At 47.0% G+C, this 17,913-nt stretch carries 15 protein-coding genes; 4 read left to right on the top strand and 11 right to left on the bottom strand.

Annotation, left to right across the window (positions count from 1 at the left end; genetic code table 11):
- Nucleotides 1-123 precede the first annotated feature (123 nt).
- The 3 genes from PLE7327_RS09490 to sat all read right to left on the bottom strand — a co-directional run bounded on the left by PLE7327_RS09490 (nucleotide 124) and on the right by sat (nucleotide 5,555).
- Nucleotides 124-1,761, bottom strand: coding sequence for a hypothetical protein (locus tag PLE7327_RS09490; RefSeq protein WP_015143629.1), 1,638 nt, complete (start codon nucleotides 1,759-1,761; stop codon nucleotides 124-126).
- A 165-nt stretch (nucleotides 1,762-1,926) separates the two neighbouring features.
- The gene (locus PLE7327_RS09485; RefSeq protein WP_015143628.1) at nucleotides 1,927-4,203 is read right to left on the bottom strand and encodes a caspase family protein; all 2,277 of its coding nucleotides are present in this window, start codon (nucleotides 4,201-4,203) and stop codon (nucleotides 1,927-1,929) included.
- Nucleotides 4,204-4,376: 173 nt separating this feature from the next.
- On the bottom strand, nucleotides 4,377-5,555 hold the full coding sequence (gene sat / locus PLE7327_RS09480) for a sulfate adenylyltransferase (RefSeq protein WP_015143627.1): 1,179 nt from the start codon (nucleotides 5,553-5,555) through the stop codon (nucleotides 4,377-4,379).
- A 113-nt stretch (nucleotides 5,556-5,668) separates the two neighbouring features.
- On the opposite strand from sat, the gene PLE7327_RS09475 reads away from it, so the two are divergent.
- Nucleotides 5,669-6,142, top strand: coding sequence for a universal stress protein (locus PLE7327_RS09475; protein WP_015143626.1), 474 nt, complete (start codon nucleotides 5,669-5,671; stop codon nucleotides 6,140-6,142).
- Between the two features lie 228 nt (nucleotides 6,143-6,370).
- On the opposite strand, the gene PLE7327_RS09470 is transcribed toward PLE7327_RS09475, so the two are convergent.
- On the bottom strand, nucleotides 6,371-6,883 hold the full coding sequence (locus PLE7327_RS09470) for a GNAT family N-acetyltransferase (RefSeq protein ID WP_015143625.1): 513 nt from the start codon (nucleotides 6,881-6,883) through the stop codon (nucleotides 6,371-6,373).
- A gap of 254 nt (nucleotides 6,884-7,137) precedes the next feature.
- Between PLE7327_RS09470 and PLE7327_RS09465 the strand changes: the two genes are divergently transcribed.
- Both PLE7327_RS09465 and purB read left to right on the top strand, forming a co-directional pair.
- A complete protein-coding gene (locus PLE7327_RS09465; protein ID WP_015143624.1) occupies nucleotides 7,138-8,379 on the top strand; it encodes a hypothetical protein in 1,242 nt (413 codons plus the stop codon).
- An 88-nt stretch (nucleotides 8,380-8,467) separates the two neighbouring features.
- Entirely contained in the window at nucleotides 8,468-9,763 is a 1,296-nt protein-coding gene (gene purB, locus PLE7327_RS09460) for an adenylosuccinate lyase (RefSeq protein ID WP_015143623.1), read from the top strand.
- Between the two features lie 72 nt (nucleotides 9,764-9,835).
- Here the strand turns inward: purB and PLE7327_RS09455 are convergent, their stop codons facing one another.
- The 5 genes from PLE7327_RS09455 to PLE7327_RS09435 all read right to left on the bottom strand — a co-directional run bounded on the left by PLE7327_RS09455 (nucleotide 9,836) and on the right by PLE7327_RS09435 (nucleotide 15,119).
- Nucleotides 9,836-10,771 carry an SDR family oxidoreductase gene (locus tag PLE7327_RS09455; protein ID WP_015143622.1) on the bottom strand — a complete coding sequence of 312 codons (936 nt, stop codon included), beginning with the start codon at nucleotides 10,769-10,771 and terminating at the stop codon, nucleotides 9,836-9,838.
- A gap of 457 nt (nucleotides 10,772-11,228) precedes the next feature.
- The gene (locus tag PLE7327_RS09450) at nucleotides 11,229-12,821 is read right to left on the bottom strand and encodes a gamma-glutamyltransferase family protein (RefSeq protein ID WP_015143621.1); all 1,593 of its coding nucleotides are present in this window, start codon (nucleotides 12,819-12,821) and stop codon (nucleotides 11,229-11,231) included.
- A gap of 98 nt (nucleotides 12,822-12,919) precedes the next feature.
- A complete protein-coding gene (gene eis / locus PLE7327_RS09445; protein WP_015143620.1) occupies nucleotides 12,920-14,098 on the bottom strand; it encodes an enhanced intracellular survival protein Eis in 1,179 nt (392 codons plus the stop codon).
- A 198-nt stretch (nucleotides 14,099-14,296) separates the two neighbouring features.
- Complete coding sequence (locus PLE7327_RS09440; RefSeq protein ID WP_041392013.1) at nucleotides 14,297-14,527, bottom strand: PEP-CTERM sorting domain-containing protein; 231 nt, start codon at nucleotides 14,525-14,527, stop codon at nucleotides 14,297-14,299.
- Nucleotides 14,528-14,717: 190 nt separating this feature from the next.
- Nucleotides 14,718-15,119, bottom strand: coding sequence for a hypothetical protein (locus PLE7327_RS09435; RefSeq protein ID WP_015143619.1), 402 nt, complete (start codon nucleotides 15,117-15,119; stop codon nucleotides 14,718-14,720).
- A gap of 105 nt (nucleotides 15,120-15,224) precedes the next feature.
- Here PLE7327_RS09435 and PLE7327_RS24810 point away from each other — a divergent pair, with 105 nt between their 5' ends.
- Nucleotides 15,225-15,515 (top strand): DUF6439 family protein, encoded by a 291-nt coding sequence (locus PLE7327_RS24810; protein ID WP_015143618.1) that lies wholly within the window; start codon nucleotides 15,225-15,227, stop codon nucleotides 15,513-15,515.
- 53 nt (nucleotides 15,516-15,568) lie between these two features.
- Here the strand turns inward: PLE7327_RS24810 and PLE7327_RS09425 are convergent, their stop codons facing one another.
- Both PLE7327_RS09425 and rlmD read right to left on the bottom strand, forming a co-directional pair.
- Nucleotides 15,569-16,018, bottom strand: coding sequence for an anti-sigma regulatory factor (locus tag PLE7327_RS09425; RefSeq protein ID WP_015143617.1), 450 nt, complete (start codon nucleotides 16,016-16,018; stop codon nucleotides 15,569-15,571).
- A gap of 509 nt (nucleotides 16,019-16,527) precedes the next feature.
- Nucleotides 16,528-17,895 carry a 23S rRNA (uracil(1939)-C(5))-methyltransferase RlmD gene (gene rlmD, locus PLE7327_RS09420; RefSeq protein WP_015143616.1) on the bottom strand — a complete coding sequence of 456 codons (1,368 nt, stop codon included), beginning with the start codon at nucleotides 17,893-17,895 and terminating at the stop codon, nucleotides 16,528-16,530.
- Nucleotides 17,896-17,913: the final 18 nt, after the last annotated feature.

Below are 17,913 nucleotides of genomic sequence, written 5' to 3'. Positions count from 1 at the left end.
CGATCGAGGTGGGCATTGCCCACCTTTTTTCAGCTAAAAGATGCTCGATGTGCCAGATGGGGCTCTCGGCGCGATCGCGTTGATTTTGGCTGGCGAGCGACAATCTTGAAAACCAGCATCAGATCAAAGCTCTTCAAACTCAGGCATCAACTGAAGCACTCCCATAGCTAATTCTTTAGCATCGAGTGCCTTAGTCTCAAAAAGCGCCATCATATCTGGAAGTTGGGGATTGCCGCGAGAGGTTCCCGTCACTCCCATAGCGACGATCAAACCGCAATACCTCTCGGTTTTATGACAGCGCCGATCCCACTTTTTGCGAGCTTGAACGTGTTCGGGATCGTCGCTAACAAACTCGCCAAAGATGTAGAAATTTTCATTGAATGTTTGAAAAATCCCCAGATCGTAGTTGACTCCCGTAAACGGATCTTCTCCTGGATTAAAACAAATTGCCTTGAGTCCTCCATCATTTTTGAGCGTTTCAATCAAAGCTTTGGCTTTAGGACGAGAGGTTTGAATCAAGACAACGGGCATTCCCTCGCCTTTGGGGGAAGCCCCTTGGTTTTGATAGTAAATTTTCGGATGATGGCGAAGCGTTTCGACTAATTCCCAAGGTACCATTCCCACGCTCAAAAAAGCGTTATCGGGGACTAAATCGTCGCGCAAAGGCACGCTCAATTGCGATTCCTTCTCATCTTCTTCTGCTTCTATGGTTTCCATAATGTCGAGTAGCTCGGCAGATAACTCTGGCAAGGTAGAAACCGTCACGGGGATAGTTTCGCGAGCATCGGGTGCTGGAGAGGTAGGAATCCGATAGCGCTTGCTAATCCTATCGATAGGTTCTCGATCTAATCCCCGCTTGCTGGCGCGAAAGAAGCGCAGGAGAGCCTGAAGCAATACATAGACTGCTTTAGCCTCTTCTTCGTCCAAGTAAGGTCTGATGCCTTCATAGGGATGCACGCTGCCAAAGAGGGGGCGAATCTGGGAAGGGGGTAAATCGGCGAGGTCGAACTCTTCCTCCTCCCATTCGACATCGCGGACGGGTTCGTAATTGAGAAACCAGCAATCTTGAGCTAAAAAGGCTTTTTCGAGTTGCTCGACCGACTTTTCTTCGAGGGCAGCCAGTCGAAATCGCTTGAGCGAGTCGAGAGAGCGGTAGAGGATGACGCCGTATTCTTTGCCCAGCATTCCCATCACGCAGGCATAGATTGTCTCAACATCCCAGCGATTGAGTTCGATCGCCAGAACATCGCGATCGGCGAGGACTTCCCAAGGGGCTGCTTGCCAAAGCTCACGGGCAATGTCTTTGAGAGCGGTATCGTAGAGGGGCGGAATGGCGGGCGGTCTTGTTCCGCTGAGATCCTCAAAGCTGCGAAATAGCTCGTCGATCAGCGGTAATTCTGGAACGTAGTCGATCGCGATATCTAAATTCTGCAACGCTCCCCGCAAAAAGAATTGAATTTCTCGATTGCGGACGACGATTTTCTGCGGTCGAGCAGGTTTTGCCGGACTGTGGGGGGTTTCGATCGCTCTGAGTAACGTGCGCACGACAGCTTCGGGTCCCATTTCTGGGGAAACTACGTCCATCGCTCTGACAAAGCCTTCTGAGCCGTCCACCCAGATAATACATTCTCCATTGCCTTCCGTATCTGACTCTAGATGCGCTCTGAAACTCGATAGCGAACGGCGATCTCCTTCCCAGACGCTGGGAATTTGGGGAATTTTTTTGAGCCGACGTTTAGTTGGCTGAGGGAGAGTGTTCATATTGCTCGATTGAGTTGTTTGGAAAGATCTGGCGCTATGGTGCGATCGACTGGCAAGATTCCAATCCTACTTTAACGTGAGTTCGGGGTTCGTAGAGACGTTTCGGGAGAATGTCAACTCCCAATTCAGTTACCCGTTCTTAACTTTACTTTCTAGTTAAATATACTACTGACTTGACGAGACGACTTGATAAACAAAGCTTAATGTAGCCCAAGCCTTGGTATCCAAAGCATAGACATCGGTTAGAGAGCCAATAATTTCGCTTTTGACGGCACTAGCGTCATGCAAGTCTTGTAGCAATGCCAGAGCGACTTCTAGCGGATTGGGTACTTTGAAGATTTGTTCGCGATCGCCTTTAAGATATTCTTTAGAGCTTAGCGCTTCAACGGTCTTGGCAAATGGGGCATGGGCGCAAACGACGTGCATTTCTGCCAATCCTGCCGGAGCCGATGCGAGCCAGTTAACCGAGGCAGTAGGATTGGGAACGACGAGTTGCTCGCCTGGAAGAAGGCATCGCTCCTTCAATTGAGAACTCGCCTCCGCCGGGGCGGATTCTCGCGCCAGTCGGGGAGCGTGTAGGGCAATTGCCCTTCCCCCAGAATCAATGCCCAGCAGCAGGAAATAAATCGGGCGATCGCTCAAATTTTCCAGTCGATACTGGATCTGAGTGCCAATCGGCAGGCGCGGCAAGACAGCGGTTTCGCCCGTTGCGGTGGTATTTGCTGGTAAAGACGAGTTATCCGCCCCAAACGCTTGCCTGCGAGTATCTCGCCGAATGAGGGATTGAGGGGGTTTCCCCGCGATCTCCAGCGTCGCGCTAACTGCGAGGTTCGACGAGCCTTCGTTTGCCGTTAGCCGCCACCACTTGGCTGCCAGCAGTTGTTTGAATTGGGGTTCCAATCGTGCGATCGCCGATTTGACCGCTTCGCTGCCCGAACCTTTAGCGTTTGCCAGAGCAACTCCTCCGGCAGACAATAATCCGTACCCTTCCCACCCCAGGGCAACGCCGAGATTGTCTTGAGTAGAGGCTAGGGTTGTGCCCGAAGAATCTGCAGCTCGAACCTTACTCAACACGCAATCTGCTGCTTGTTCTCCCGCCGCGATCGCCCCAGCAACTGCGGCAACGCTCGCCAATGCACTGGTAGCATCCACTCGTTCGATCCGCTCCAAACTGGGATCGAGTGCCACTGTCAGGCTTAAATGGCGCGGCAGGATGCGAATCGATTCTTGGAGAAGCTGCCCTACTTTTAGCGGCATAGGTCGCTCGTCTGGAGCTTCTAGCAGCCTTGCTTTTGCCTTCAAGCCCTCCCGCGAGCGAATTTGCACTACGACTTCTTTCGAGTCGGGCGATGGGACAACCATCAAACAGGAATTAAGTCCGTAATGGGCGAGAACGTAAGCAGGAAGTCCGGCGAGTAGAATCTCAACAGCACGATCGTCTTCTAAACGAGTGATGACTCCTTCTGCACCGATAGGATTTTCAGGCATTAAATAATAAGTCAACAAAGGTTGCTTATCGCCGCTAATTTGCTGGGGTTCCTGACACATGCCGATCGCCACTGCCATTTGCTCGGCAGTTCTCGTCATGGCGACGAGAATTCTACTAGCTGGGGCAACTTGCCAGAGATACTGGGTCAGGGTATGGGTAAATAAGCCCGCATTCAACCCATCGATCGCGATTTCCGTTGCCACTCTCTCCCTTCCGGCGGCTGAGAGGATCGTACCGGAGCTGCTCGTTCCAGTAGATTTCCAGGTTGGCAAGGCAGCATTCAACCGACGTTGCAGTTGTTCTTGAGTTGCCAATTCCTCTGGATTGGGGTTTTCTGCCAGGGTAGGAAAAGAACGCACCCGCAAGTTTCCCTGAAGCAGGCGACCCGTACTGCAATAGCTGGTATCTAAAACGAAAGTGACTTTATTGGTGGCTAGCGATCGCCCCAGCAAAAGCAGCGTTTCTTCGAGCAAATCGTTAGTTGCAGGCGTGCCTTTGGTAGTTAGAATGCTATCGCTAGGCATCAAGCTATTGACGAGTCGATAAGATTTATCAACCGTCTCAGGAACTTTTACCTGTCTGCCGTAACCGCTAAAGTGAAAGACGACCACATCTCCTGGCGTTGCCTGTTCGATGAGATGTTCGAGAAAAGCGCTTTCTATGGCTTCTCGCCCGGCTTGCTGCCCCGTCAGCGTGAGAATGTCTTGCGACTTAAAGCCAAAGCGATGAACGAGCAATTCTTGCTGTAGTTCTACATCCGTCAGGCAGCCTTTTAAACTGGTGCTGTCGGGATACTCGTTAATCCCTACCAACAGGGCTAATTTGCGAGGCGTTGGCGCTGCCAGAGTTTGATAGTATCGGTTGATTCCCAATGGCAGTCGGCTATGACTGGCTCCTAGGGCCAGCAACCCCAACCCAGCCTTTTGCAAAAAAGTCCGCCGATTCAATCCCATTAAAGACCCTCCCCTGTAAGGATGAAGGCGGGGAGCCAGTTTGGGAGGACAAACGCTAGCAGGCTCAATCGTCTCTTATCCTTTCGTTTTAGCTGACTCATTTAAAAAGCAATGGATGCGATAGAGACGCGATCGGGCACGTCTCTACTCTAACGCAAAGGCGCTAACAACGATTAATTTCCGTTGGCTTGCATCATGGCTTTGGCTAATTCGGCTGCCACCTCCGGACGAGAAAATTCAGGCGGAGGGAGTTCGCCTCGCCGCAACATTTCTCTGACTTTGGTTCCTGAAAGGTGAATGCGTTCTTCTTTCGTACTCGGACTGGTTTTGCTGGTCGCCATTTGTTGGGTGCGAGTACAGTAGAAAGCGTGCTCGAACTTCATCGGCACGATCCCTAATTCTTGCGGATCGAATTCGTCGAAGATTTTTTGTCCGTCGTAGGTGCCGTAGTAATCGCCCACGCCAGCATGGTCGCGACCGACGATAAAGTGGGTGCAGCCATAGTTTTTGCGAAGGATAGCGTGGAAAATGGCTTCTCTGGGACCCGCATAGCGCATCGAACAGGGATTGATAGCTAAAATCACCCGCTCTTTCGGAAAATATTTCTCCAGCATAATTTCGTAACAGCGCATCCGCACGTCAGCAGGAATGTCGTCGCTTTTCGTCGCGCCGACGAGGGGATGGAGAAAGAGGCCGTCTACAACTTCTAGGGCGCATTTTTGGATATATTCGTGGGCGCGGTGGATGGGATTGCGAGTTTGGAAGCCGACGATCGTTTGCCAGCCTTTCTCTTTGAAGAGTTTTCGCGATTCGGCCGGATCGATTTGATACTTGGGAAAGAGTGGGTGGGGATCGCGCTGAAGCAACCAGACGGGACCGGCTAAATTAATCGCTCCCTGTTCGTAGAGAACGCGAACGCCGGGATGGTTGACGTCGTCAGTGCGATAGACGTTAATCGCTTCGTGGGCTTTGTTGTAGCGGTATTTCTGCGTTAGTTCCAATACGCCGATAAATTTGCCGTCGGAGTCGTCGAGTCGTACCCAGTTGCCTTCTTTGAGGGGTTCGGCGACTTCCTCGCTCACTGGCAGGGTAACGGGAATCGACCAGGCAAGACCGTTGACCATGTGCATATCGTCTACGACCTTCTCGTAGTCTGCCTGTTCCATGAAACCCTTGAGGGGACTAAATCCACCGATGGCGATCGCGATCAGGTCGGAAGTCGCCCGTTCGTCGAGTCGGACGCGGGGCAAATACTCTGCTTGAGCTAAAAATTCTTCGCGTTCCGCAGGAGTGGCTACGCGATTAATCAGTTGACCGCCATGAGGCGCAATTCCATCCGTATGTGTAGTCATATTAATTTTTCTAACCGTCGGGATCGATCCTACCAAGGTCTGATATCTATTTAATAGGGTACTGGCGATGGGGATTTTTTTTACCGGCAACGCTCCATTGCTGCCCGCCAATTATGGGATATCAAAAAATTTTAGTAGCGCTCGATCGCTCGTCGCAAAGTGAAATTGTCTTTGACAGCGCCCTAGAAATCGCTAAAGAGTTCGGTGCTGCTTTGATGGTGTTTCATTGTTTGCCGATCGAAACTCCGGCAATGACCCCTTATGCCAATCTCTATGGCGAAGAACTAATTAATTTTGCTCAAGCTATCCACCAACGGCTAGAAGAAGAAACCCAGCAAGTCCAGCAGTGGCTGAGGAAATGCTCTCAGAAAGCGATCGAACGGGAAGTCTCGACAGAATTGGATTACAAGGTTGGCGATGCGGGACCCTGGATTTGTGAGATGGCTAGTAATTGGGGCGCAGATTTAATTGTTCTCGGTCGTCGCGGCAGGCGGGGTTTAGCAGAAATGTTTTTAGGAAGCGTCAGCAATTACGTCATTCACCACGCCAGTTGTTCGGTTTTGGTCGTGCAAGGAGGTAGTGCTTAGTAGTCATTTCTTTTAACCAAAAAACAAGCTTTAATAAGGTTTAAAGAAAAAAATGGCTGAGACTTGCACTTTTGGCATCAACGCCTAGAACTAAAGTTCTAGGCTCAAGGCTCAACTCGATTCAAATCGACTGAAATTCTATTGAGTCTTCTTTAGAAGACTTTTTTGATCGCCCAGGAAATTAATGACAAGAGCGGTTGTTGAGAGAGAATAATGCAAGTCTAAATTTCAACCAACTTTCTTGCCAACAATAACCAAACCTCGCTTTATCCCATCTAATTCCGCCACTTTTGGCAAATATCCCCACTGCTGAAAATGATATTTGGCGAACAGTTGCAAGCTCGGTCGATTGTGGGCAAAAATAAAACCGACCAGAGTATCGAGTCCTAGTTCGGGACTTTTTTGGATTGCCTGTTGCAGAAGTTGTTCTCCGATCCCTTGGCGGCGGTGAAGCACAGAAATGTAGAGACTGACTTCTGCGGTTTTATGATAGGCAGGACGACCATAAAAAGATTGAAAACTCAACCATCCCACGATTGTATTATTATTTTCCATCACCCAGAGCGGTCGGCTGGTAGGAGAATGTTCGTCAAACCAGCGCTTACGACTTTCAACGGATACAGGTTCTAGATCTGCTGTTGCCATGCGAGAGGGAATGCTGGCATTGTAAATCTCGACGATAGCGGGTAAGTCGGCTTCAGTTGCGTCTCGAATCTGTTTTTGAGAGATCGCGCAAGACATAGAACAATCGGGTTAATCGGCGTGCGATTCTAAGATAAACTACCTCATCTTAAATCTTGGATTGTATAACTTATGGTAGATTTTTGGGATCTGCCCTCGTTCGTTGCAGGGCGATCGCAAACCCAATTTCTAATGCCAACGAGCCTCAGCCAGAAAGCTAACTAGCGACAGAGTTCCCATTCTTTTCATCCATCGTCAACGAAAGCGATCGCCCCGATCTATTTACCCTAAAAATTAGGAATTAAAAAGACAATATGCTTGCCCAAATCCGCCATCTTTTAAGCCAGTTTTTTAGTAAGTCAAGGACAATCAACAACGAACCTCTTAATAAAGTCAGTTTAATCGTCATTATTTTAATTGATATTTTTATTGCTATTAATGTTTTTGCAGGATTGGATGATATTAGCCAATGGTATATTAGCCCTTCCCAGGCTTATCCTTGTTATTTTGAGTGGGAAAATTATCGAAAAGACACTACTAACGATAAAGATTATAGGATTGTCAGGCTGGCATTTTCATACGACACGAGCGATCGCTTCAGTTTTCAGCAAACCTATCAAAAAGCTGAAGAAGGACATTTAGGTAGGGTTTCTAAAACCTGTTTAAGGTATGGCGACTACAAAGATAAAATTAACAATTCTGAAAATCAACAAATCATAAAAACCATCGATCGCAAACAATCAGAAATCAGCACGATTGAACAAAATAATCGCAATATTCGCGCTCAATATGACTCAACGCTCTTAGAAAAAATTGCGGGTCAACCTCGCGAGCGATCGATTAATCTCATTGCTGCTGAAAAAGCCAAACAGGAATTAGAGCGAAATAACCGCCAAATTTCTACACTGAAAAAAGACATATCTAATCTTAAAAATAAACTGGTTACCAAACCAGAAAGCGTTAGTTTTATAGCCTTTCTTAAGGATGGCGAGAAATTTAGAGAAGTTGAAGGGGGCTATCAGCAGGCATCATTTTGGTATCCAAGTATCCAACTGGCTTTTCAGTCCCTCTTTCTCGTGCCGCTGATTCTCATCGCCTTGTCAGTTCACAACTTTGGTCAGCGAAAAGGATATGGACTCATCTCGCTAATGAGCTGGCATTTGCTGGTCATCTTTTTTATCCCGCTGATTCTTAAAATCTTTGAATTTCTTCAAATCGGTGCGATATTTCGATTCATTTTTGATATTATTCGCACTCTTTTTGGCGGTTTGCTTTTCTTGCTCAGTTATGTTTATATTTTGCTGATTCCACCGATCGGTTTTGGAATTATCAAGTTTTTTCAAAAAATTGTCTTTAATACTAAATCCCAGGCAGCTAGTAGAGTTCAAAAATCTCGCTGTATCAAGTGTGCCAAGAAAATTCGGCCCCACGATAGCTACTGTCCGCACTGCGGTTATTACCAATATATTGAATGTCAACACTGCAATAATCTAACTTACAAACATTTGCCATATTGCAAACAGTGCGGATCTGCTCAAAACCTTGATAATTTGTAGTCGCTGATATCGTCGTAAAAACTTTTATAAAAATCCGCTTTCGGGATGCAGAATTCTGTACAATAAGACGGTTGTATTGGACGGTGCCGTGATCGAGCGCTATACTTTGCCCGAAATGGGCGAAATCTGGACAGAGACATATAAATTAAAAACCTGGCTGCAAGTCGAAATCGCAGTCTGCGAAGCACAGGCAGAATTGGGCTACATACCAGCGGAAGCGGTTGAAGAAATTAAGGCAAAAGCAAATTTCGATCCCAAGCGAGTATTAGAGATCGAGGCAGAAGTTCGCCATGACGTAATTGCTTTCCTTACCAACGTCAACGAGTACGTTGGCGATGCTGGCAGATATATTCATTTAGGATTGACCAGTTCGGATGTCCTCGATACGGCTTTGGCATTGCAACTGGTAGCCAGCCTGAACCTAATTTTAGAATGCCTCGAAGAGTTAATCCAAGCGATTCGCTACCAAGCGCAACAACATCGCAATACAGTCATGGTAGGGCGATCGCATGGCATTCACGCCGAACCGATAACCTTTGGCTTTAAATTGGCGGGATGGTTGGCTGAAGTTCTCAGAAATCGCGATCGCCTGGTTCGTCTGCGCGAGAATATTGCTGTGGGCAAGATTTCCGGTGCGATGGGAACCTATGCTAATATCGACCCCAGAGTCGAAGCGATCGCTTGTCAAAAACTGGGACTCGATCCCGATACGGTTTCTACTCAAGTCATTTCCCGCGATCGCCATGCGGAATTCGTTCAACAACTCGCCCTGTTAGCTGCCTCGATCGAACGCTTTGCCGTAGAGATTCGCAACTTGCAACGCACCGATGTCCTAGAAGTCGAGGAGTTTTTCTCAAAAGGACAGAAAGGGTCTTCTGCTATGCCCCACAAACGCAATCCCATTCGTTCCGAACGCTTGACGGGGATGGCGAGAATTATCCGAGGTCATGTCGTCGCCGCATTAGAAAACGTTGCTCTCTGGCACGAACGGGATATTTCCCACAGTTCTGTAGAACGGGTCATGCTTCCCGATACCTGCATTCTGATCCATTTCATGATTAAAGAGATAACCGACCTAGTCAAGCATCTGTTAGTGTATCCGGAGAACATGAAGCGGAATATGAACGTTTACGGCGGGGTGATTTTCAGTCAGCGAGTATTACTTGCCCTAGTTGCAAAAGGAATGAGTCGGGAAGAAGCTTACACGGTCGTCCAATCCTGCGCTCATCAAGCGTGGAATACCCCAGAGGGAAATTTCCACGACTTAATTAGCAAAGATCCTCGCGTAACGCAACTGTTATCCCCTCAAGAAATTGAATCCTGCTTCGATCCGCAACAACATTTGAAAAACCTAGACGAAATCTATCAGCGATTGGGTATTTAATAGTTTTGCCCGCTCAAACCCGGCGGAGGCGACCAAGCTTTTCGTGAAGCCAACTGTATTATAGTGGCTTCGTTAAAGCTGCTTGCCAGCAATCCCGACCTTTTCTCTCCATTCTCGTTCGACGCGATCGATTCCATAAAAATGCTTCCAGAAGGCATCGGTAAACCGGGTAGGCATAACTTTCGTCATCAAGGGGACAAAAATACTGCCGCCTGTAGCAGCTATATACCGGGGACGAGGATGTCTTGCAGTGAGTGCTTTGATAATAACTTTGGCGACTCGTTCGGAAGTCCAACCGAGGAGTTGCAATTGTTTATCGATCGCCTCTATTTTTTCAAAAGCCGGATGATAAATCGTTTGTGTGGGTTCTGGTACGGTGTGTTGAATCTCCTCCCAAGCAACGCGAAAAAATTCCGTCACTACCGGACCGGGTTCTACCACGCTGACTTGAATGTTAAATGCCTTTAATTCCATCCGCAAAACATCGCTGAGGGCTTCGAGGGCAAATTTAGAACAGCTATACAATCCGCCTGCCGGAAATGCCATCCGTCCGCCCAGCGAGCTAATATTGACGATTCTTCCTCCCCCGCGATCGCGCATCGCAGGAATTAACGCTTGAGTCAAGAGTAAAGGAGCGTGAAAATTGACGGCAAACTGCTGTTTGGCGGCTTCCGGAGGAATTAATTCTATTGGACCCATTTGTCCGTAACCCGCATTATTGACTAAAGCATCCACGCGATAGAACGTTTGTAAGGCACTTTGCGCCAAGGCTTTTATCTGGTTTTCGTCAGCCATATTCGTAGGTACGACGAGAACGCTAGCACCAGCTTGACGGCATTGAGTGGCGACTTGCTCTAATTTGTCTTGTCTTCTAGCAGATAACACCAAACGGATACCAGAAAAGTTCTTGGCTAAAGCCTCGGCTAGCGCTGCGCCGATTCCAGCCGATGCACCAGTGATGAGAATAACTCGTTCGGAGAAAGGAAGATCTTGGCTTGGCGTTCCCATTGGTAACTACTACATTAAGCTGATTTTATCCATTATATTTTTTGACGATCGCATCAGTAAATATCTATTAAAGTCAATCCGATTGCAGGTTTTTAAGGGGGTGTTTCGTGCAATCGGCAACCGATCTCGTTGCTTTTTACTGATAACTGTTTTATCCTCAGTGGCTTTAGAATTCTCTGAGATGAGAGGGATTTATAAATTAAAACTAAGCTTTCTAGAATTTGACCAATAGAGCAAGCGTTTTGTCGGCAAAAAGCAATCTCTGGATGATTGCTTGTACGACTGGCAAGAATTAGGAAATCTGCATCGTGATATCAAATCCGGTTGAACAACCCTAACAACCAGTAGTACGATCGTTTTAGTCGCGAGCGAGACGTATGCGCTTACGCGCACGTTACGCGAACGCACTACTTAGCTGTAGGAGAATTAGTTTATTCTTTCGAGGTAAGCGCGATCGCTAACTTGCCAAAGCTAATCCATCGGCACGGGGTTCGGAAGCAGCAACTAACGCATCTCTATGTCTCAGAATCATTTGACCTTTCCCAAACATGAATTCAGGAGCAATTTGAACGTCGTGACCCCGTTTAATCAATTCCTCAACGATGCGATGGGGTACACCCTTCTCCAAAAGCACGCTCTTACCCGCCAAAAATCGCCATCTTGGGGCATCTAAGGCTGCTTGAGGATTCATTTGATAATCAGCCATATTAACAACCATTTGCAGGTGTCCTTGCGGTTGCATCGGCGCACCCATGACACCAAAGGCTCCCAGCGGTGCCCCATCTTGTGTCAGAAACCCAGGAATAATTGTATGGAAAGGACGTTTAGCAGGTGCGACTCGATTGGGATGTCCCGCCTCTAAAGTAAAACCAGTGGCCCGATTTTGCAGGGAAATCCCCGTACCGGGAACGAGAATGCCGCTGCCAAAACCGTCATAATTGGATTGAATATAGGACACCATCAAATCGCGATCGCTGGCACATAAATAAACAGTTCCTCCTTTTGGCAAACCCGGTTGAGCTAATTCGATCGCTTGGTGTTGGATCGATTGTTGGCGTTCTCTGACGTAGGTTTTGTCTAATAGGTGTTCGACAGCAACTTCCATAAAATCTGGATCGGCGACGTGGCGATAAACGTCCGCGAATGCAAGTTTCATGGCTTCAATCTGCCTGTGAAAACTTTCTACCGAATCGCGAGGATAGCTTGCCATATCGAAATCTTCTAAAATAGCGATCGCCATGAGAGCAGCAATTCCTTGACAGTTGGGAGGAATTTCCCATACCTGTAACTGACGATATTGGGTGGAAATCGGATCTACCCAAAGCAGTTTGTGAGTGGCGAGATCGGCAGTGGTTAGAAAACCTCCCGTATCTGAAGCAAAATTGGCGATCGCATCGGCAATTTTGCCGCGATAAAAACTCTCTGTGCCGCTTGTTGCAATTTCTCTCAAGGTTTTGGCATGTGCTTGGCTGTGCCAAATTTCTCCGGTTTCTGGGGCGCGATTATTGGGGAAAAAGACTTGTTTGAAGGGTTGAAATTCTGGCGAGGTTAGAGGAAGATAGATGTCTGCTGCCCGTTTCCAAGCTTGTGCGGTGAGGGGAGACACGGGAAAGCCTTCTTCTGCATAGCGAATCGCAGGCGCAAATAATTGTTCAAAAGGCAATTTGCTCCATTTTTCCCACAAACTTCGCCACGCCGAGACTGCACCCGGCGTTGTCACTGTCAACCATCCCAATCCCGGCATGGTTGGCATTCCAGCAAAGCGATCGAGGGGAAGATTTTGGGGACTTTTCCCCGAAGCATTGAGTCCATGTAGTTTCCCATCCCAAACGATCGCAAAAGCATCGGAACCAATACCGTTTGAAGTCGGTTCGACAACGGTAAGCGCGATCGCCATAGCAATAGCAGCATCGACGGCATTCCCTCCCGCCAAAAACATTTCCATCCCTGCTAGGGTGGCTAGGGGTTGGCTGGTTGCAGCGGCGCAGCGTTTGCCTAGAATCACGCGGCGTTGGGAAGGATAGGGATAGTCGTTGAGATTGAAATTCATGCGATCGCGCTTACTCCTTAATTGACTCGCTAAATACTTTTTTAAATTTCAACTAGCAAATAATCATAGTTGCGATCGCACTCATCCCCTATCAAAATCTAAAAGAAATCTGCCATCCAAGGATGAGAACCAGAAAATATTAACCTTGCCGTCTCTAAATCTTCTTGCATCGCCTTCAGTCTATCTAGAAGTTGCAGTTGCTGGGGAGTTAAGAAACCTGTATAAAGAGACGCTAAACTACGAATATCTATTTGGAAAGTCCCTTTTCCGCCTTTGGTGACTTCACCTCGTCCCTCGGATACTCTTAAACAGAATTTGCTGTTGTTAGCAGCCAATAAATTATCCCGAACTTCTAAATGTAATTCAGCCTCCAACCCCATCGGATAACCCCGCTTTGACAAAGCTGAAGGCACATCAATTATTCGCAGCATCCAATTCATGCGATCGACGATTTTGGCTGTTTGTTCGGGTAAAAGCAGCATGAAGGGATCAAATGGCGAACTGCGCCAAGATATCTTGCCGATTTGGGAGCGATGGTCGCCTAGAAACGTCCACAAGCGCTTGGCGGCTGATGCTGTTAGGATTGCCCAATCTCTAATCTCGATTGCTGACTCTTGCTTCTCTCGATTCTGAGTAAAAATTATGTAGCCTTCGGGTTCGCTCTCAGAACCGATAAGATAAGCATAAATTACCTCTTCTTTTGGAGGTTCGAGTACTCGCTCCCAAATCGCTCGATGGCGAACTAAGTTACCATTATTAACCTGAGCCTGTTGGTTGTAGATGTCCTCAAAAATCGTATAATTAATCGGACTGACGGGATAGATGGGAAGATTGCGTTCTTGTAGCCAAATGCTAGCAGCTGATAATTCCCAGCGACAAAAGCTTCCGCCTTGCTCGTATCCCACTTTTCGATAGAGTACTTGAGTGGCTGGATACAGTACGGAAATGGGAACTCCCAGGTTATAAAGTTCTTGAATTGCGTGGCTTAATAATTCGTAGGCTATTCCCCTGCCGCGATCTTCTGGCGGTACGCCAACTGCGGCAATTCCCGCCATCGATAGGATTTTACCGCCATACCACTGCCCCATATGATAAATCCCCAAGCCTGCGATCGCTCTCTCCCCCTGGCGGAGGACACGGAAATTTTCAGCGCCGATACGATTGAGGTAACGATCCCAGTCGTCAGGAGAACCGCCGAAACACTGTCGGATAATTTCTCCCAGCCGCTGCATTTCCTGCAAGCTGGAGACGGAATCATATGCAAATTGAGAAGTCATAAAAGCCTGGCTGTAATATAATTGTATTTTTACATTACTACACCATCGACCTCATCATCCTCCGCTAAATTGATTAGTAAGAACGATAAAAATAGTTTCTAAAAAATAAGGGCGAGCAATTGCCCGCCCTTGTATAGTAAATCAGTGCGTAGGATCGATTGGAGGATTAAGGAATTTGCTGGCGAAGCTTCCTAAATTTTAGACATCCTGCTTCTTCTTTCTCAGAGAACCCGCCCCCAGAGCGCCGATTGCTAATAAACTTAAAACAGAGGTGGGTTCGGGAACCGATACTTTGGGGCCAACTGTGAATATCCAGTCGGAAGCAGCGATGTACTGATTTGTGTAATTGGGCTGGGTTTGATGGGGATCGTCTTTAACATGATTGACCCAACCCCAACCAGAAATTCCCGAAAATCCTCTGTGTCCCAAATCGTCGTTTTCATTGCCTAAAAAGTCTTATTCAGTAAATCCACGCAAACGCTACTTAAATGGACTAACTTTACTAACAATTTAAATTAATGACGGTTTTTAGCAAGGATTTGTAAACTTTCGATTAAGCGGCGATAGGCAAACCGATTTTTTCTTGACGATTTTCCATTTCTATGTAATGTCGTATCTGCTATCGGGCACAGGACTTAAGCAACCACCCCAGAATAACTCCCAGTCCTCCGAAGCGAACGATTTGCCAGAAGACTTCTCCCATTAAGCCACGTCGCACTCCTTCCCAAAATAACGCTTTAAGATGGCGATCTGACAGTAAAGCACTCTCTAAGGAAATTTCTAAATCTTGAAGTTGTTCTTGAATTTGCTGTAATTCTTTCTCTAATTCAGGTGACTGAATGCTTTGCCATTCTTGCTGAAGCTGTTGTTCGCGTTGCTGAAGTTCTCCCTGATGCCGACTATCCCGTTGTACTTGAGCGTAACGCTGTTTGAGGGCTATTAAAGAACGCTCTACTCTCATCAGTTCTTGCTCGAATTCTTCATTATTTCCGTTTGGCTGGCTAGGATTTTCTGGGGACATTATTCCACGATTCTGGTTTGAACTTAAACTAGAGATAGAAATCGTTAGCTCTAGGTTTCTCAATTATCCCCTACCCAAATCCAAAATCGAAAATCTAATCTTCTTATGTCTCTTCCTACTCAACAGTCAAACACAGAATTGCTCCAAGCGTTGAGCACTCTGGAACTCGCTCAAGCTTTGGCAGAACGTCTGGCGATCGCGCCGAATGACTGGCATCGTCTCAAAGCTAATCGTCAAGCACAAGCGGGGCAACAATTGTCGTCCGCTTTAGTCTTTCTGCTCAAAGAACAACCTCAAGAAGCGCTAGTTCGGTTGAAGCAAGCAGTGGGTTGGTTAGATCGTTCGATTTCTGCGCCTCCTTGTCCGACTCACGGAAACCCTAGCATCAAGCAATAGTCGGGGTTCGAGACGCTCGCAGGAAAGATATTATATATAATTATCTAGATTGATTAACAAAGAAGGGGATTGAATCTTCCTCTTCTTATTTGCTTGCAAAGCCTGAGTTCGCTTCCCTCTCTGTTCCATTGAACGCGATCGAAAATTTGGTGGAGAAGACATAAACCTCGACCGCTTTCATAGTCCTCTGAAGGCAATAGTTCGGTTGGTTGACAAATGCAATCGCAATCAGGCGAAAATCCGCAGCCTTCGTCAGAAATTATCCAAGAATATCCATCTTTTGTAATGGCAAATTGAACTACGATTGTTTTGCTGGGATCTAATTTATTACCGTGCTTGGCTGCATTAACGAGGGCTTCTTGGAGTCCGAGTCGGATTTCTGGCTGCAACTGAGAAGGAATTTTGGCAAGTAGCAAATCGAGAACCGGATAAAGATAGAGGGTAGAAGTGAAGCTCATCGTACTCCAACTTCCTCTAGTGGCAGGCAGTGAAATTGCAATCACGCTCTTTACCTCTAGTTGTGATTAAATGAACTGAGTTAAGCGATAAGAGTAGCCGCAACATAACTGCAAGATGAGTTGTCTATTGTCAGCAGATTTCTGGGTGTGATTCCCATCGGTCATAGGCTAATTGTGCAAAAATGCAAACTTTTATACGATCCTCACCCCCTCCTTAAAGTTTTTAAGTTCTTTTTTGGTTCCAAAGAAAGCAATCGATGCATTCATTATTTTCAAGCCCTTTTCATTTAAAGTTAAATGACTTTAATTGGGGAGGGTTGGTTTCGGGAACTGCTTGCAAATACAGTTCCTCCATTTTCTCACTCATGGTTTCTATTTAATCTTAGAAATTTCAATGGTCTTGGCTTTTCCGTCTGAGATATTATAGAAAACCATCATTAGAGTTACCGTGAAATGATTTGCCAATGGGTTGATTAGTAAATCTAATCTATCTCTCTCCTCGACTAGAAAGATTACTGAAGAGATTATTAGTATTTAGCCTTAGACTAATACGATCATATCATGTTTGTCGATTCGTGTCTAAGAAAAGCCGCACATTCAACGTGAACAGTTTGGGGAAAGAAGTCTGCGGGTTGAACAAAAATTAATCGATAGCTACTATCTTGACAGAGGAGTTTGAGATCCCGCGCTAAAGTTGCTGGCTGACAGCTGATATAAACTAATTGAGAGGGTCGAATTTGCAGTAGTGCATCGATAACAGCGCGATCGCAACCTTTGCGGGGAGGATCGACCAACACGATATCGGGTTTCGCTTCTAGTTGAGGCAAGACGGTTTCTACCGCTCCAGCCATAAAACTGACATTGGCAATGTTGTTAAGTCGCGCGTTCAGTTGTGCCTGCTCTACAGAAACTGGTTGCACTTCGATCCCTATCGCCTGCTTGACTCGTCGTGCTAGCGGTAGGGTAAATGTCCCAATTCCGCAGTAGGCATCGATTAACACTTCATTGCCCTGCAAATCGAGTTTTTCAATAATCCTATTTAATAAGGCTTCTGCGACTTCGGTATTGACTTGAAAAAACGTTTCGGGACGTAATTGCAGCTCAAGTCCGGCAAAGATTTCGCTTATGTAAGGCTTTCCCGCTATGGTGCGCGTTTCGCTGCCAAAAATCGCGTTAGTGCGTTCTGGATTGCGATTGAGGGTGACTCCGACTAGCTGCGGATAGCGTTTTAACCAGATTGGCGCTTGTTCTTGGATGCCTTTGAGATCCCAATTGGTACTTACTAACGTCAGCAATATTTCTCCCGTCCGCCGTCCGATGCGTAGAGACAGGTGACGTAGTTGTCCGCGATCGCGTTTTTCATCGTAAATCGACCAACCCCGTTGTTGAATGTCCTGCTTAATTTCTGCCAACAGGGGATTTAAACGGGGATCTTGTACTGGACATTGATTGAGGTTAACAATTTGATGGCTATTGCGTCGATAGTATCCCGTTTGCACTTTACCAGTTGCAGAGATGCCCAGGGGATAGGTGGCTTTATTGCGATAGCCCAAAGAAGCCTCATCGACTAGAATGGGAGCGACATTGGGTTGAGAAAAACCGCCGATGCGTTCTAGTGCCCGAATGACGCGATCGCGTTTGGCAAGGCGTTGGTAGTTATCGTCGATATGCTGCCACTGACATCCGCCGCACTTATCGGCAACGATACAGCGAGGACGAATGCGGTGGGGAGAGGGTTGAATCAGTTGGTAAAGTTTGCCCAGGACGTATTGACGTTTGCTCCGAACTAATCGCACCAAAGCGCGATCGCCCGTTACGGTATCTGGCACGAAAACGACGCGATCGCCTATTCGTCCGACTCCATCGCCATCGCTGTTGAGGTCGGTAATTTCAAGCTCGACTAATTTTCCTTGTTGAGTCATTCAATGAAAGGATTTTGG

Origin of the sequence: Pleurocapsa sp. PCC 7327, from assembly GCF_000317025.1 — a bacterium.
Taxonomy (GTDB): domain Bacteria; phylum Cyanobacteriota; class Cyanobacteriia; order Cyanobacteriales; family Microcystaceae; genus Hydrococcus.
The sequence above is the reverse complement of the archived record's forward strand: the minus strand, read 5'-3'. Positions and strand labels throughout refer to the sequence as shown.